The organism is Citrobacter sp. Ct235 (genome assembly GCF_030332305.1).
Lineage (GTDB): Bacteria > Pseudomonadota > Gammaproteobacteria > Enterobacterales > Enterobacteriaceae > Citrobacter_A > Citrobacter_A telavivensis.
Genome location: NZ_JAOWIC010000039.1, coordinates 275,605 through 291,268 on the forward strand (window position 1 = coordinate 275,605; position 15,664 = coordinate 291,268).

The 15,664-nt window shown below is 50.9% G+C and carries 12 protein-coding genes and 1 other RNA gene; 6 read left to right on the plus strand and 7 right to left on the minus strand.

The annotated features are described in order from the left end of the window. Positions 1-2: 2 nt before the first annotated feature. The 7 genes from tdcB to garP form a co-directional block, all read right to left on the minus strand. The gene (tdcB, locus tag OGY35_RS05710) at positions 3-992 is read right to left on the minus strand and encodes a bifunctional threonine ammonia-lyase/L-serine ammonia-lyase TdcB (protein WP_286631646.1); all 990 of its coding nucleotides are present in this window, start codon (positions 990-992) and stop codon (positions 3-5) included. A gap of 99 nt (positions 993-1,091) precedes the next feature. Next, positions 1,092-2,030: a transcriptional regulator TdcA gene (gene tdcA / locus OGY35_RS05715; protein WP_042325209.1), complete on the minus strand. Its 939-nt coding sequence runs from the start codon at positions 2,028-2,030 to the stop codon at positions 1,092-1,094. 1,007 nt (positions 2,031-3,037) lie between these two features. Next, positions 3,038-3,414, minus strand: an RNA gene (rnpB, locus tag OGY35_RS05720) — RNase P RNA component class A. 32 nt (positions 3,415-3,446) lie between these two features. Then, positions 3,447-4,592, minus strand: a complete 1,146-nt coding sequence (gene garK, locus OGY35_RS05725) for a glycerate 2-kinase (RefSeq protein WP_286631648.1) — start codon at positions 4,590-4,592, stop codon at positions 3,447-3,449. Between the two features lie 97 nt (positions 4,593-4,689). Beyond that, positions 4,690-5,580, minus strand: a complete 891-nt coding sequence (garR, locus tag OGY35_RS05730; protein WP_286631649.1) for a 2-hydroxy-3-oxopropionate reductase — start codon at positions 5,578-5,580, stop codon at positions 4,690-4,692. Positions 5,581-5,609: 29 nt separating this feature from the next. Then, positions 5,610-6,380 carry a 2-dehydro-3-deoxyglucarate aldolase gene (gene garL / locus OGY35_RS05735; RefSeq protein WP_046487582.1) on the minus strand — a complete coding sequence of 257 codons (771 nt, stop codon included), beginning with the start codon at positions 6,378-6,380 and terminating at the stop codon, positions 5,610-5,612. 28 nt (positions 6,381-6,408) lie between these two features. Next, positions 6,409-7,743, minus strand: a complete 1,335-nt coding sequence (gene garP, locus OGY35_RS05740; RefSeq protein ID WP_152406104.1) for a galactarate/glucarate/glycerate transporter GarP — start codon at positions 7,741-7,743, stop codon at positions 6,409-6,411. 382 nt (positions 7,744-8,125) lie between these two features. On the opposite strand from garP, the gene garD reads away from it, so the two are divergent. The 6 genes from garD to OGY35_RS05770 all read left to right on the plus strand — a co-directional run bounded on the left by garD (position 8,126) and on the right by OGY35_RS05770 (position 15,657). Next, the gene (garD, locus tag OGY35_RS05745) at positions 8,126-9,697 is read left to right on the plus strand and encodes a galactarate dehydratase (protein WP_152406105.1); all 1,572 of its coding nucleotides are present in this window, start codon (positions 8,126-8,128) and stop codon (positions 9,695-9,697) included. Positions 9,698-10,052: 355 nt separating this feature from the next. Beyond that, positions 10,053-11,312, plus strand: coding sequence for an ABC transporter substrate-binding protein (locus OGY35_RS05750; protein WP_286631653.1), 1,260 nt, complete (start codon positions 10,053-10,055; stop codon positions 11,310-11,312). Positions 11,313-11,392: 80 nt separating this feature from the next. After that, positions 11,393-12,337, plus strand: coding sequence for a carbohydrate ABC transporter permease (locus OGY35_RS05755; RefSeq protein WP_152406112.1), 945 nt, complete (start codon positions 11,393-11,395; stop codon positions 12,335-12,337). Between the two features lie 10 nt (positions 12,338-12,347). After that, entirely contained in the window at positions 12,348-13,172 is an 825-nt protein-coding gene (locus OGY35_RS05760) for a carbohydrate ABC transporter permease (RefSeq protein WP_286631655.1), read from the plus strand. A gap of 11 nt (positions 13,173-13,183) precedes the next feature. Further along, positions 13,184-14,296: an ABC transporter ATP-binding protein gene (locus OGY35_RS05765; protein WP_286631657.1), complete on the plus strand. Its 1,113-nt coding sequence runs from the start codon at positions 13,184-13,186 to the stop codon at positions 14,294-14,296. A gap of 104 nt (positions 14,297-14,400) precedes the next feature. After that, a complete protein-coding gene (locus OGY35_RS05770) occupies positions 14,401-15,657 on the plus strand; it encodes a Gfo/Idh/MocA family protein (protein WP_286631658.1) in 1,257 nt (418 codons plus the stop codon). The last annotated feature ends 7 nt before the right edge of the window (positions 15,658-15,664 follow it).

The window sequence follows — 15,664 nt, forward strand, 5'->3', positions numbered from 1 at the left end:
ATTTACGCGTCAGCTAAACCCGTAATTTGCGATACACGAGAAAGATCGATATTTCCGCCAGAAATGATGCTGACCGTTTTTCTGTTCTGGATATAACCATCTAATTTCCCACTTAATAAAGCAGCACATGCCAGTGCACCTGCACCTTCGGTCACCACTTTATTACGTTGAATTAAAGCAATCATGCTGTTGCGAATTTCGTCTTCGCTGACCAGGACAATGTCATCCACTAATTCACGCACAATTTCGTAGGTTAAATTACCCGGGCGGGAAACATCACAACCATCCGCCAGGGTGCCGGTCGTTCGGTGCGTGGTTATTTCTCCAGCCTGATAAGACGCCGCCATGCCGTGCACGTTTTCGGACTGCACGCCAATCACTTTAATGGTCGGGTTAATTGATTTAATGGCGATAGCAATACCTGCAATTAAACCGCCGCCGCCGATAGGAACAATCACGTTATCGACGTCATACAGGTCTTCCATAATTTCCAGACCGATAGTGCCCTGGCCGGCAATGACTTTCGGATCGTCATATGGCGGAATAAAAATACGCCCTTCCATTTCGACAATCTCACTGACCTTGGCGATGGTGTCGTTGAAGTTGTCGCCGTGCAGCACCACTTCCGCAGAGTAATCGCAGGTGGCGGCCACTTTCGACTTCGGCGCGCCTTTTGGCATCACCACTTTGCCATCAATACCCAGCATTGCGCAGGAGAGGGAAACCCCTTGTGCGTGGTTACCCGCTGAACAGGCGACAACGCCTTTGCGTTTTTCTTCATCCGTCAATGAGCTGAGTTTGTTAAATGCGCCACGAATTTTAAATGAACCGGTACGCTGCATGTTTTCAAATTTAAGGAATATTTCCCCTTTGCACCGCTCACTAAAATAGTTTGAGCGAGGCATGCCTGTTTTATATATTTTCCCCGCCAGTCTTTTTTTTGCTTCGAGGATATCTTCAATGGCAACCGGGAGATCGTAAGTAATGTGCATTGTAACCTCTTACCTGATAGTAAAGTAATAGATAGCCGTAACCAACGTCTGATATTAAGATCGATGGTGTGAATAAAGGATTAAATTAAATTTAATCGGTTAGTTGATTTCAATTAATTGCTTTCGCCTGCAACCTTTATAAGATGAATATTCTTTGGCTAATTCAACCAAAACAGAAGCAGCTTTTTTAATACGATAGTTTTTTGACCATATTGCGGCATAGCGCGCAATGGGTAACGATTCTTCTACAGGGAGAGTAATAAACTGGTTTGAACCAAAAGGTGCGGCCATATCGCACGGAATCACTGTCAGAAAATCAGCATTGAGAACAAGATTATAAATGGTCACAACAGAGTCAGTTTTAACGATGTTTTCAATGCTGATGCCATTTCTTTGCAGGGTGGTGAGGAGTTCGCTGTAGTAGCCCATATTCGTTTGTGGCAACACCCACTGTTCGTTCTGCAACGATTCCAGTGTGGTGGTGCCGGTGCATGTTCGGGACTTATTCGCCACCAGCACGAACTCCGACTCAAAGAGCGGCTCGACGTGCAGATCCTGCAATTTCATTTCGTCGCTGAGCGTACCAATCGCGAAGTCCAGTCTCCCGTCGCGGATCGCTGGCAGGAATGAGGAGAGTTGCGCCTCATACATGGAGACCTGCGATTTTGGGTAGACCTCTTTAAACTTCTGGATCATATCGGACATAAAGGTAAAACCAATCAGCGAAGGAAACCCGAATGAGATATCAACCACCGTGTTGTCGGTCATGCTGTTCATCTCATTCACCATGTTTTTCATCTCACGGGTGATGGATTCGGACCAGGAAAGTAAAACCTGCCCGGCATGGGTTAAGGTGACACCGGTATTTTTGCGGACCACCAACTCAACGCCGAAATAAGCTTCAATATCGTTAATGATTTTACTGACAGCCGGCTGAGTTAACCCTAATTCTTTTGCCGCAGAACCGATAGAACCGCTTCTGATTACTTCCTGAAAGACCACCAACTGCTGTGTTTTTGGGAGAGCAAACGTATTCATATCGACCTGCGTTAATAACTTTGTTGACGGCGTGAAGTGTAACAAATTACGTGAAGCAGGATATGTGCGACTACTCACAAATTGCCTTCACCTATATTTAAAGGGGTTATTATAAAATAAATAACTTGTTTAAATTCAATTAATTACATAAATACCATGTCACTTTAGTCTGATTTTTGTCAAAAAAAGAGGGGGGGATAACAATATTTTATGGCGATAACACACGTTATTTTCACCTCAGGTTTAAAAATGAGGAATGACGATATTTCAAGCAATTATCGCGCAGTTAATGGCCAAATTATTCATTAAATTTAATAAGTAATTTATCAAATATAATTATACTCAGGACATAAGTTGAGATAAATAACGTTATACATCACGTTTTTTTGCCTTATTTGTTTATAAAGAAACATTGAATTTATCATTAATTAAATATAAGCATACAAATAGTTATCATTTACAACAATGCATTAACACTGACATTTTTCATTTTTTCAGAGTGTAATTTTATCTAAGAGAACGTTTGCTTTTCATTTCTCCCGACAAACTAACCACTGGCAGCGTTTTGTGTTGCCGCTCACAGAACCAGAAATCTCTTATTTGTGAGCAGCTCAAAACCATGCCGGATGGCGATGCTATCGCATCTTATCCGGCCTACAGGAGCTACAGGAGCGGGGTCGACGTTCGTAGGCCTGATAAGCGAAGCGCCATCAGGCAACAGCGTTGTTGCAGCCTGTAAAAGCAAAAACCCGCCGAAGCGGGTTTATACATTATGAGGTGAAGCTGACCGATAAGGCGCTTTCTTTCGGGTATAGCGTCGTGGACAGTCATTCTGCGAGCAGCTCAAAACCATGCCGGATGGCGATGCTATCGCATCTTATCCGGCCTACAGGAGCTACAGAAGCGGGGTCGACGTTCGCAGGCCTGATAAGCGAAGCGCCATCAGGCAACAGCGTTGTTGCAGCCTGTAAAAGCAAAAACCCGCCGAAGCGGGTTTATACATTATGAGGTGAAGCTGACCGATAAGCCGGGTTCTGTCGTGGACAGTCATTCATCTAGGCCAGCAATCGCTCACTGGCTCAAGCAGCCTACCCGGGTTCAGTACGGGCCGTACCTTATGAACCCCTATTTGGCCTTGCTCCGGGTGGAGTTTACCGTGCCACGGACTGTTACCAGCCGCGCGGTGCGCTCTTACCGCACCCTTTCACCCTTACCTGATCCCACTCGCGTGGGCCATCGGCGGTTTGCTCTCTGTTGCACTGGTCGTGGGTTTCCCCCCCAGGCGTTACCTGGCACCCTGCCCTATGGAGCCCGGACTTTCCTCCCCTCCGCCTGTCTCCCTCGAAAGGGACGACGACGAAGCGGCGACTGTCTGGTCAGCTTCGGCGCGCAGTATAGAGGGTTTGCACGCCCTTGTCACCCCGCACTGCGCATTCCCACCGCCAGCGTCGCCGCAATGTTTCGCGATGCCCGGTAAATGTTGTCAAATGCGCCGCGAAAAGCCTCTTCCAGAGTACTAATACTGGTTAATACGCTGAATACGGCATCGATCCCATATTGATGCACCACGCCGACATCCCGCGTCAGACTGCCCGCAATACCAATCACCGGCTTGTGGTATTTCTTCGCTACGTTCGCCACGCCAACCGGCACTTTGCCGTGAATACTCTGGCTGTCGATGCGCCCTTCACCAGTAACAACCAGCGTACAGTCGTGAATATGTTCTTCCAGATTGAGCGCCTGGGTGACTATCTCAATCCCGCTTTTCAGCTCCGCGCCGAGGAATGCCATCAGCGCCGCCCCCATGCCACCTGCCGCGCCTGCGCCAGGCACGTTTTTCACATCCACACCCAGCGATTTTTTAATGATGTCTGCGTAGTGAGCCAGATTGCGGTCCAGTTCGAGGATCAACGCCTCCGTCGCCCCTTTTTGCGGACCAAAGATCCGCGAGGCACCCAGCTCGCCCACCAGCGGATTAGTCACGTCACAAGCGACGCGGATAGCACAGTTTTTTATACGCGGATCCAGACCAGACACATCAATGGTGTTGAGACTATTCAGGCTGCCGCCGCCGTAGCCCATTTCAGTTCCGTTGGCATCACACAACTTCGCCCCCAGCGCCTGAACCATCCCGGCTCCACCATCATTGGTCGCGCTCCCGCCAATGCCGATAATAATATTGCTCGCCCCACTGTCCAGCGCCTGCAAAATAAGCTCCCCGGTGCCGCGCGAAGTGGTAATCAGTGGGTTACGTTTATCGGGGGGAACCAGCGCCAGTCCGCTGGCTGCCGCCATTTCAATAAATGCGGTCTTTCCATCGCCTGACATGCCCCAGCTGGCATTCACTTTTTCACCCAGCGGTCCGGTCACCAAAGCGGAATGTGCAGAACCGTGCGTGGCGGCAATCATGGCTTCAACCGTCCCCTCACCACCATCGGCGACCGGAACGGAAACATACTGCGCATCGGGGAAAATTTCCCGAAATCCTTTTTCTATCGCCTGCGCTACCTCAGTAGCTGAAAGGCTTTCTTTATAAGAGTCTGGGGCAATTACGATTTTCATGATGATCGCCTGTTACTGCACAACGCCGGATGGCGTTTTACTTATCCGGCCTACAATCCAGGCCCGGATCGCGACGCGCCATCCGGGCACAAGGTCATTAGCGAGTGACTTCCACTTTCGCCAGTTTTTCGTAATAGCACGCCAGCGCACTGTGGTCGGCGGTTCCCAGGCCGTCAGCACGCAGCGCCTGCATCATCTCCATGACTGCCGCAGTCAGCGGAAGCTGAGCACCAACACCGTGAGACGTATCCAGCGCGTTAGCCAGATCTTTAATGTGCAGGTCGATACGGAAACCTGGCTTGAAGTTACGGTCCATCACCATCGGCGCTTTCGCATCCAGTACGGTACTGCCCGCCAGGCCGCCACGGATCGCCTGATAGACCAGATCCGGATTCACACCGGCTTTGGTTGCCAGCGTCAGCGCTTCGGACATCGCCGCAATGTTCAGCGCCACAATCACCTGGTTTGCCAGCTTGGTGACGTTACCCGCACCGATGTCACCGGTATGAACAACGGAACCCGCCATGGCTTTCAGCAGGGGGTAGTACTTATCGAAAATCGCCTTGTCGCCGCCAACCATCACCGACAGCGTGCCGTCGATAGCCTTTGGTTCACCGCCACTCACCGGCGCGTCCAGCATATCGATGCCCTTGGCTTTCAGCGCGTCGCTGATTTCACGGCTCGCCAGCGGCGCGATAGAACTCATATCGATCAGCACTGTGCCCGGTTTTGCCCCTTCGATAATGCCGCCTTCGCCCAGCGCAACCTCTTTCACATGCGGAGAGTTCGGCAGCATGGTGATGATGACATCACACTGCTCAGCAATCGCTTTAGCGTGAGGAGCGGTTTCTGCGCCTGCCGCGATAACGTCAGCGATCGCTTCAGGATTACGGTCAGAAACCACCAGCGAGTAACCTGCTTTCAGGAGGTTTTTACTCATTGGTTTACCCATGATACCCAGGCCAATAAAACCAACTTTCATAGTCATATCAATAATCTCTCTTGTTTCGGTGGTGGTTATTTCTTAAAGGAGTCAGCCAGCTTCTGCGTGGCGGAACGGAACACGCCCAGGTCGCTACCGACGGCAACAAACGTAGCGCCCCATTCCAGATAGCGACGTGCGTCGGCATCGACCGGTGCCAGAATGCCGCTCGGCTTGCCGTGCGCTTTCGCGCGGGCAAAGATGTGCTGAATGGCTTTTTGCACCTCAGGATGAGACGCATTGCCGAGGTGGCCTAACGCCGCAGCCAGATCGCTTGGGCCAACGAAAATGCCGTCGACGCCTTCGGTGGCAGCGATAGCATCGACATTATCCACGCCCTGCTGGCTCTCAATCTGCACAATGATGGTGATGTTCTTGTTGGACTGCGCGAAGTAATCCGGGACGGTGCCAAACATGTTGGCGCGATGCGATACGGACACCCCGCGGATCCCTTCTGGCGGATAGCGCGTTGATGCAACGGCATTCACCGCCTCTTCTTCCGTTTCAACAAACGGGATCAGGAAGTTGTAAAAACCGATATCCAGCAGGCGCTTGATAATGACCGGCTCATTGGTTGGTACACGCACAACCGGCGCGCTGGCACTGCCTTTCAGCGCCATCAACTGCGGAATAAAGGTAGAGACATCGTTTGGCGCATGTTCGCCATCCAGCACCAGCCAGTCGAAGCCCGCCAGTCCTAAAACTTCGGTACTGATTGGGCTTGCCAGCGCTGACCAGCAGCCGATCTGAATCTGATGCGCAGCCAGCGCTGCTTTGAACTTGTTCGGGAAAATGTCGTTATTCATCACTTTTACCTTGTCACTTAACCGTTAATTATTTCTGCAGTTCCATACGTTTAATGTCACCGACAATAAACAGGTAGCACACCATTGCCATTAGCGCGGAACAACCAACGAATACCAGCGCAGCGTTGAAGGAGTGCAGTTCACTTACCAGGTAACCGATAACCAGTGGCGTTACGATGGATGCCACATTGCCAAAGACGTTAAATACTCCGCCGCACAGGCCAACAATCTCTTTCGGCGCGGTATCCGAGATAACCGGCCAGCCCAGAGCGCCAAATCCTTTACCAAAGAAGGCCAGCGCCATCAGCGTCACCACCAGCGCGGTGTTGTCGGTGTAGTTGCACAGAATGATGGTGGAGGCCAGCAGCATTCCCAGCACAATTGGCAGCTTACGTGCAACGGTGATAGAAAAACCGCGCTTAATCAGATAGTCCGAGAACACACCGCCCAGCACGCCGCCGGCGAAACCACACAGTGCCGGAATCGAAGCCACCAGACCCACTTTCAGGATCGACATCCCTTTTTCCTGCACCAGGTAAATCGGGAACCAGGTCAGGAAGAACCAGGTGATGGTGTTGATGAAATACTGTCCGAAGAACACGCCGAGCATCATGCGGTTGGTCAATAACTGCTTGATGTAATGCAGTTTCGGACCACTGGCCACTGCGCTGCCAGGCTTTTTGTGGTCCATATCCACGACCGCACCGTTTTCAGAGATGAACTTCAACTCTTCTGCGGACATCCGCGGGTGGTCAGTGGGGTTATGAATCAGTTTGACCCACAGCGCCGTCAGGACAAACCCGATGACGCCCATCACGGTAAAGACGTGCTCCCAGCCCCAGGCAAAGGTCAACCAGCCCAGCAGCGGCGAGAACAGTGCCAGTGAAAAATACTGAGCAGAGTTAAAGATGGCCGACGCGGTTCCACGTTCTTTGGTCGGGAACCAGGCCGCGACGATACGGGCGTTTGCCGGGAACGAAGGCGCTTCCGAGAAACCCAACATAAAGCGCATAAAGAACATCGAAACTCCCGCCCAGGCCAGCGGGAACATATCCACGAAGCCTTGCAGGAAGGTGAACAACGACCAGAAGAACAGGCTGTAGGTGTAAACTTTTTTCGAGCCAAACTTATCGAGCAGCCAGCCGCCAGGGATTTGCATCAGCAGGTAGGCCCAGCCAAATGCAGAGAAGATGTAACCCATTGACACGGCGCTCAGTTGCAACTCTTTGGCGACTTCGGTTCCGGCAATGGATAGCGTCGCCCGGTCCGCATAGTTAACCGCTGTGACAATAAAAATTATCAGCAGAATTAAATAGCGTGTATGCATACCTTTCTTTTTTTCTTCAACTGTATCCAGGATCATTTTATTTACCTCAGGAACTTAAGCAGACATATTTATTATTATTTATTGATGACAGACGCTATCGCTTATTAATTAATGCAGATACTCATTTCGTGATTCAGTATAATCAGGCGGGAAGCATTAAGCATTGTGCAGATGCTCACTAACAATTCCCATTACAAATAATATCTTGAGCATATGCACATAACGCTGGGCGCTGATGCACATATTTACGCTTTACTACCCCTGATAGCAGGGCTTTCACCATAACGAGTGATCTGGATCACATTCTTAATTTTGAACTCCTGACATCCTTATTTCACGACAGGACATCCTTATTTTAATAATCAGATTCGTAGAACCCTCTATATTAATATCACCCCCGGCTGGAGAATACTGGACAATGGCCAACATCGAAATCAGACAAGAATCGCCGAGCGCATTTTATATAAAGGTCCACGAGACAGATAATGTGGCGATCATTGTTAATGACAATGGTTTGAAAGCCGGGACGCGTTTCCCGGATGGACTGGAGCTTATTGAGCATATTCCACAGGGACATAAAGTCGCGCTGGTGGATATTCCGGTTCATGGCGAAATCGTACGTTATGGTGAAGTGATCGGCTACGCCGTGCGCGACATTCCGCGTGGAAGCTGGATTGATGAATCCATGGTTGAGCTGCCGAAAGCCCCGCCGTTGAATACCCTGCCGCTGGCGACCAAAGTACCGGAACCACTGCCGCCGCTGGAAGGCTATACCTTTGAAGGGTACCGCAACGCCGATGGCAGCGTGGGCACCAAGAATCTGCTCGGCATCACCACCAGCGTGCACTGCGTGGCGGGCGTGGTGGATTACGTCGTCAAAATCATCGAGCGCGATCTGCTGCCTAAATACCCGAACGTCGATGGCGTGGTGGGACTTAACCACCTGTACGGCTGCGGCGTGGCAATTAACGCCCCTGCTGCGGTGGTACCTATCCGTACTATCCATAACATCTCACTGAACCCAAACTTTGGCGGTGAAGTGATGGTCATTGGCCTGGGCTGTGAAAAACTACAGCCGGAACGTTTGCTGGAAGGCACGGACGATGTGCAAAGTATTCCGGTAGATAGCGCCAGCATCGTCAGCCTGCAGGACGAGAAGCACGTGGGCTTTCGCTCCATGGTCGATGATATCCTGCAGGTTGCTGAGCGCCATCTGGCCAAGCTGAACCTGCGCCAGCGCGAAACCTGCCCGGCCTCTGAACTGGTCGTCGGAATGCAGTGCGGCGGCAGCGATGCGTTTTCCGGCGTGACGGCAAACCCGGCGGTGGGCTATGCCTCTGACCTGTTGGTACGCTGCGGGGCCACGGTGATGTTCTCTGAAGTCACCGAAGTCCGTGACGCGATTCATCTGCTGACGCCTCGCACCATCAACGAAGAGGTCGGTAAACGTCTGCTGGAAGAGATGGCCTGGTACGATAACTATCTCGATATGGGGAAAACTGACCGCAGCGCTAACCCCTCTCCGGGTAACAAAAAGGGCGGTCTGGCGAATGTAGTGGAAAAAGCGCTGGGCTCAATTGCGAAATCCGGCAAAAGCGCGATTGTCGAGGTGCTCTCTCCGGGCCAGCGTCCGACCAAACGCGGTCTGATTTATGCTGCGACACCAGCCAGCGATTTTGTCTGCGGCACACAACAGGTGGCTTCCGGGATCACCGTGCAAGTGTTCACCACCGGTCGGGGCACCCCATATGGCCTGATGGCCGTGCCGGTCATTAAGATGGCGACCCGTACTGAACTGGCAAACCGCTGGTACGACTTAATGGATATCAATGCGGGCACCATCGCCACAGGCGAAGAGACCATTGAGGACGTCGGCCAGAAGCTGTTCGAGTTTATTCTTGATGTCGCCAGCGGCCGTAAAAAAACCTTCTCCGACCAATGGGGACTACACAACCAGCTGGCGGTGTTTAACCCGGCACCAGTGACCTGATATTTTCGAAACGAAAGCAACCGGGAAAACGGGGAGTGCTCCCCGTTTTTCTTCCCGTCCCCGAAAGATAAAGTGATAGTGCTCGCAGTTTTGAAGGTTAATTTTTCACCCGACATTTTTCGATTTTCACCGGTAGAAAAATCCTAAGCTGTTGAAAGAAAGCGCAACACCTGAAGTCTCCCTTTCTGCCCTCTTTTCGTTTTGATAAAAGAGAAACCTACCGAAAGCGCCACCGGTTTTAATGCGATAATCCCCTCATTTTTCCCCCTTTGACTTTCCCCTTTGTTAAACAGAATATTCAATGGCTTCTGTAATTTACCTCACCGACATTCTGACCCGAATAAAGAGGGAAGTTATGTATAACTTAAATAAGAATAATGTCACCCTGGCATGCCTTTTTACATGTTTACTGACGGCACCGGCTATCGCCAGTGCTGAAGGTCAGACGACAGATAAACCCGTTAAATTACGCTACACGCTGTGGGATCGAAATCAACTTCCCGGCGAACAGCAACTGGTTAATGAGTTTGAAAAAAATAACCCCGGTGTGAAAGTTGAAATCGAGTTAACGCCTTATGATCAATATTTCATAAAACTCAGTTCAGCGGTCGGGGGAAATGTTGCGCCGGATGTATTCTGGATGAATATGCCGAATTTTCAGCAGTACGTTAAAAACGGTATGCTGGAACCACTGACCCCTTATTTAAAAGATAAATCATCGCCCAACCTTGATGACTTTGTGAAAAGTTCCGTCGATGCTTATCAGTTCCAGTCAAAACAATACGCTATACCTCGTGATATCGACGCCATTGCCGTCTGGTATAACAAAAAAATGTTTGATCAGGCGGGCGTGGCTTATCCCGATAAAAACTGGACGTGGGACGATTTAAAACAGAAATCAGAACAGCTACGTAAAAAACTGGATCAACAATCTTATCCACTGGCAATGGAATTCAGCAGCGGTCAGGACAGCTATTTTAACCTGCTGTTACAGGCCGGCGATAAGATTGTCCTGCCCGAGGGTAAAACGGATGTTGCCAATGACAACGCGATCGCGGTGTATCGCGACGTTCAGGGTATGCTGAAAGCGGGACTGATCCAGCCCCCAGGTGAAATGGAAGCATCCGATGTCTTCCAGTCCAGCAGAGTCGCAATGGTCTACGCGGGCTCATGGTGGGCGCTACCCTTCTCACAAAACGAACTGATCAAAGATCATATTGGCGTAGTCCCGATGCCCAAAATGGCAGAACAGGCTGGCGTCTCGCATAGCCTGGCATTCGCCATGTCGGCCAAAAGCCAACATAAAGAAGCGGCCTGGAAGTTCATTGAATTTATGAGTTCTGAACATGCCCAGCAAACGCTGGCCGCGGGTAAAGTGGTGATTCCGGCCAATCAGAAAGTCGCCAAAGCGTGGGCTGAAGGCTTTAAGGATATCGATGTCTCCGCCTATATCGATTCACTGGCGTTTTCCCATAAATATCCCACTGCTGGTTCCAATACCGCGAAATGGAATAGCATTCTTAACGATGGGCTGAAGAAAGTCTGGATGGGGAATGATCCGCAACAAGTGATGCCCGGTGTTGCAAAACGCGTTGAGCGTGAAATGCAGAAATAATATTGAGGGAGCCCGGCTCCCTCTCACCTCTCCTGCGTAAACCCATTTATTGTTTGTAAAGTGAGCATCCCGGAGTCTGTATGAGCTATTCAGATGAAGCGACATCTCCGCCGTTATCGGCCAGGGAACCCAATAAGAAATCCCTGACCCGACTGGAAAAAGAAGAACGTTTCTGGGGGTGGATAATGATTCTGCCGCTACTGGCGGGATTAGTTATTTTTTACTTTACGCCGTTCTTCCAGAACGTATTTTACAGTTTTACCGATCTGGGCGAATTTCAGATCTGGACGACAATCAGTCTGGATAATTACATTAATTTATTCAGCGATGATGAATTCCGCTCAGCCATATTTAACACGCTGGCCTACGTCTTTATTTGTGTACCGGCGATCACGGTACTGTCTTTACTGCTGGCCATTGGTTTAAACCAGGCGATTCGCGGTCAATGGTTGTTCCGCACGCTGTTATTTCTTCCGGCCGTCACAATGCCAGCCGCCATTGCGATGGTCTGGCAGTGGTTGATGAACCGTAATTTCGGTTTGCTCAATCAGATCCTGGCCTATTTCGATATCCCTGCCATCGGTTGGCTGTCCGATCCGGATATTGTCCGTCTGAGCGCGTCACTGGTCATTATCTGGTCGGCTATCGCCCTGAAGATGATCATTCTGCTCGCCGGACTGCAGGGGATCCCCAGGCAAATCTATGAAGCTATGTCTCTGGATGGCATCAGTAAACTGCGCGGCTTCTGGTCAATTACCCTGCCGTTGATGATCCCGACGCTGTTCTTTGTTCTGGTGATCTCGTTTATCGAAACGCTGCAAATATTCGATGTGGTGTATCTGCTGTTTGGCAGTTCTTCCATGGTGGACGATCAGACCATGACCATCGCTTATCTCTTTTATAAATATGCCTTTATCTACCATGAAAAAGGGTACGCCTCAGCGATTGCCGTGGTGATTTTCGTTATCACGATGGTACTGACCCTGCTGCAAGTATGGATAGGCAAACGGCTTAAGGCACAGTAAGGCAACCACTATGTTCATGACAAAACGTGATAAATGGCTGATTTATGGCCTGATGATCCTGGCAACGCTGGTCACGGTGGTTCCCTTTCTCTGGATGGTCATCACCTCGTTTAAAACCCAGGCGGAAAGTATTGCCTTTCCGCCAATCCTGCTGCCCGCCAATCCGGGGTTTCAGGCGTACGATAAAATCTTGCATGAGATGCCGTTTGGCAGCTTTTATTTTAACTCGATCGTTTCCACGCTGGTCATCGTCATCTTACAGACGCTGATTGCCGCGATGGCGGCGTATGGCTTCTCACGCCTGCGTTTTAAAGGGCGCGATATCCTCTTTATGCTCTGCATTTCGATTCTGATGGTCCCCGGACAGATCTTTTTGATCCCGCAGTTTTTAACGATCGAAAAAATAGGCCTGCTGAACTCGATTCCCGGTCTGGTGCTGCCGGGGTTATTCAGTATTTATAGCGCTTTTTTATTGCGTCAGTTTTTTCTGTCCGTACCGAAAGAACTGGAAGAAGCGGCAATTATGGATGGATATAACCACTTAACGATCTTTTTCAAAATCATGCTGCCGCTGATTAAACCCGGGCTTATCGCCTGCGTCATTATTAACGGGTTGTGGAGCTGGAATAACTTAATGTGGCCGCTCATCGTCAATACGTCGATGGACAAAATGACGCTGCCAGTAGGACTGGCCTCGCTTTCCGGCCGTTCAGGGGTGGAGTACCCCATGCTCATGGCTGGGGCGTTACTCGCGATTATCCCCATGTTGTTACTTTATATTTTCTTCCAGCGCTATTTCATTCGTGGCATCGCCGGTGCCGGAATTAAAGGATAAGGGGCATTGTTATGTCAGGCATTCAATTACAGTCAGTAGGCAAAATCTATCCGAATGGCTTCCAGGCGATTCATGGCGTTGATCTTGAAATTCATGATGGCGAATTTATGGTTTTTGTCGGGCCGTCCGGCTGCGCAAAATCAACGTTGCTGCGCATGATCGCCGGACTGGAAGATATTACTCAGGGTCATATTTCAATTGGCAAACGGTGCGTCAACGATCTGCTGCCAAAAGAGCGCGGCGTGGCGATGGTCTTTCAAAATTACGCCCTCTATCCCCACATGACTATCTACAAAAATATGGCGTTCAGCCTGCAGGGCAAAATGAACAAGCAGGAGATTGATGTTCGCGTACGGGATGCCGCGCGCAAACTGGAAATCGAAACGCTACTCGACAAAAAGCCCGGTCAGCTTTCAGGGGGACAGTGTCAGCGCGTGGCCGTTGGCAGGGCCATTGTTCGTAAGCCTGAAGTGTTTTTGTTTGATGAGCCACTGTCCAATCTCGACGCCAAACTGCGCGTGTCGATGCGCGTGCGCCTGACGGAACTTCATCGCCAGCTGCGTCACGAAGGCGTGAACGCGACGATGGTGTATGTCACCCACGATCAGATTGAAGCAATGACCATGGGAGACCGCATTTGTGTACTCAACGGCGGACGGATTATGCAGGTCGACACCCCGGGCAATATCTACCATCAGCCAAAAAATAAATTCGTAGCGGGTTTCATCGGTAACCCGGCAATGAATATTCATCTCCTGGCACTCGATCCCGATACGCGCGGACTCCGTCTGGATGATGCGCTGATCCTGCCCTTAACCGCACGACTCGCCTCCCAACTGGTGGAGTATCCGCACGACAGCGTCTGGTTTGGCATCCGGCCAGAGGCGATTCAGTTGGCGCAGCACAACGATCCTGCGGCGTTCGACGCCCGGGTAACCAACGTGGAAAGAATGGGCAATGAAGATCTCCTGCATTTCAATATCGGCGCACAGCTAATGATCTTGCGAGTCAATTCGTCACCGGACTGGAACCCTCTCCCCGGCGAATCGATCAAGGTGAAATTCAATCTTGACGCCGCTTTTTTATTCGACAAGCAGGATGAAGAAAATTTAGCCAGGTCCTGATGTCGCGTACGTCATTGGCTGGCGCAAAAAATATCCGTTTGTTTTTTCATGCCCCACGACGCAGAACAACGCGAATTCAGGCGAGGGCAAAATGAGAGGTTTATATGTGTGCAAAGAAAGTGACCGTATTAGTGGTTGGCGCAGGCGCGCGCGGCGAAATATATTCTCGTTACGCGCTTGAACATCCGGACCGTATGCAGGTTGTCGGCGTGGCAGAGCCCAGAGAGGCGTATCGCCAACAATTTGTCGCTCAGCATAATATTGAGCAGGAAAATATCTTTAACGACTGGAAAGCGGCGGCGGCTCGTCCGCGAATGGCAGACGTCGTGCTGATCTGCACTCAGGATACAATGCACAAAGAGCCTGCCATCGCGTTTGCCGACCTCGGCTATCATATTTTGCTGGAAAAGCCTCTCGCCCCCACGCCGGAAGATTGTCGCGCCATCATTGCTGCGGTGAAGCGCAACAACGTTTTATTGGGTGTCGCCCACGTTCTGCGCTACACCCGCTACACGCAGAAACTCAAGTCCCTGCTCGACAGCGGGGTGATTGGCGATATTGTCAGCATGCAGCATCTCGAGCCGGTGGGTTACTGGCACCAGGCGCACTCTTTCGTGCGCGGTAACTGGCGTAATGAAGCGGAATCGTCGTTTATGCTGCTACAAAAATCCTGCCACGATATGGACTGGATCCGCTACATCATGGGCGACCACTGTCAGGATGTGACCTCATTTGGCAACCTGAGCCATTTCGTGAAGGAGAACCAGCCGGAGGGTGCCGCCGATCGCTGCCTGGATTGCCAGGTTGAAGCGACCTGCCCCTGGTCAGCCTGCAAAATTTATCTTGGCGAGGATCACAAATGCACGCCGCATTTCCGTCGCGTGTTGACGGCGGATCCCACAGAGGAAAACGTCCGCCAGGCGCTGCGCGAGGGGCCGTATGGCCGCTGCGTTTATCGCTGTGATAACGACGTGGTGGATCATCAGGTGGTCAACTTGCGCTTCGCCCATCAACAAACCGTCACGTTCACCATGACCGCCTTTACCCGCATGGAAGATCGAAAGACGCGGCTTTTCGGTACGAAAGGTTATCTCGAGGGCAATGGCGAGCAGATCCGGGTGTTTGATTTCCTGACGGACCGCGAGACGGTCTACGCGATCGAAGAGATCGCCGCAGGCACACAAACCCAAATGGGAGGCCACGGCGGCGGTGACTACTATCTGATGGATCGCTTTATTCACGCCGTGATAGCGGGCGATCAAAGTATGATTCTCTCCGGCCCCGATGAAGCACTGGAAAGTCACTTAATGGTCTTTGCCGCAGAGCGCGCTCGCAAGGAAAACTGTCTGGTTACACTGTGAAGTTCGA

Coding starts and splice junctions, on each gene's coding strand:
- tdcB (WP_286631646.1), bottom strand. CDS start 992: ATGCACATTACTTACGATCTCCCGGTTGCCATTGAAGATATCCTCGAA.
- tdcA (WP_042325209.1), bottom strand. CDS start 2,030: ATGAATACGTTTGCTCTCCCAAAAACACAGCAGTTGGTGGTCTTTCAG.
- garK (WP_286631648.1), bottom strand. CDS start 4,592: ATGAAAATCGTAATTGCCCCAGACTCTTATAAAGAAAGCCTTTCAGCT.
- garR (WP_286631649.1), bottom strand. CDS start 5,580: ATGACTATGAAAGTTGGTTTTATTGGCCTGGGTATCATGGGTAAACCA.
- garL (WP_046487582.1), bottom strand. CDS start 6,380: ATGAATAACGACATTTTCCCGAACAAGTTCAAAGCAGCGCTGGCTGCG.
- garP (WP_152406104.1), bottom strand. CDS start 7,743: ATGATCCTGGATACAGTTGAAGAAAAAAAGAAAGGTATGCATACACGC.
- garD (WP_152406105.1), top strand. CDS start 8,126: ATGGCCAACATCGAAATCAGACAAGAATCGCCGAGCGCATTTTATATA.
- OGY35_RS05750 (WP_286631653.1), top strand. CDS start 10,053: ATGTATAACTTAAATAAGAATAATGTCACCCTGGCATGCCTTTTTACA.
- OGY35_RS05755 (WP_152406112.1), top strand. CDS start 11,393: ATGAGCTATTCAGATGAAGCGACATCTCCGCCGTTATCGGCCAGGGAA.
- OGY35_RS05760 (WP_286631655.1), top strand. CDS start 12,348: ATGTTCATGACAAAACGTGATAAATGGCTGATTTATGGCCTGATGATC.
- OGY35_RS05765 (WP_286631657.1), top strand. CDS start 13,184: ATGTCAGGCATTCAATTACAGTCAGTAGGCAAAATCTATCCGAATGGC.
- OGY35_RS05770 (WP_286631658.1), top strand. CDS start 14,401: ATGTGTGCAAAGAAAGTGACCGTATTAGTGGTTGGCGCAGGCGCGCGC.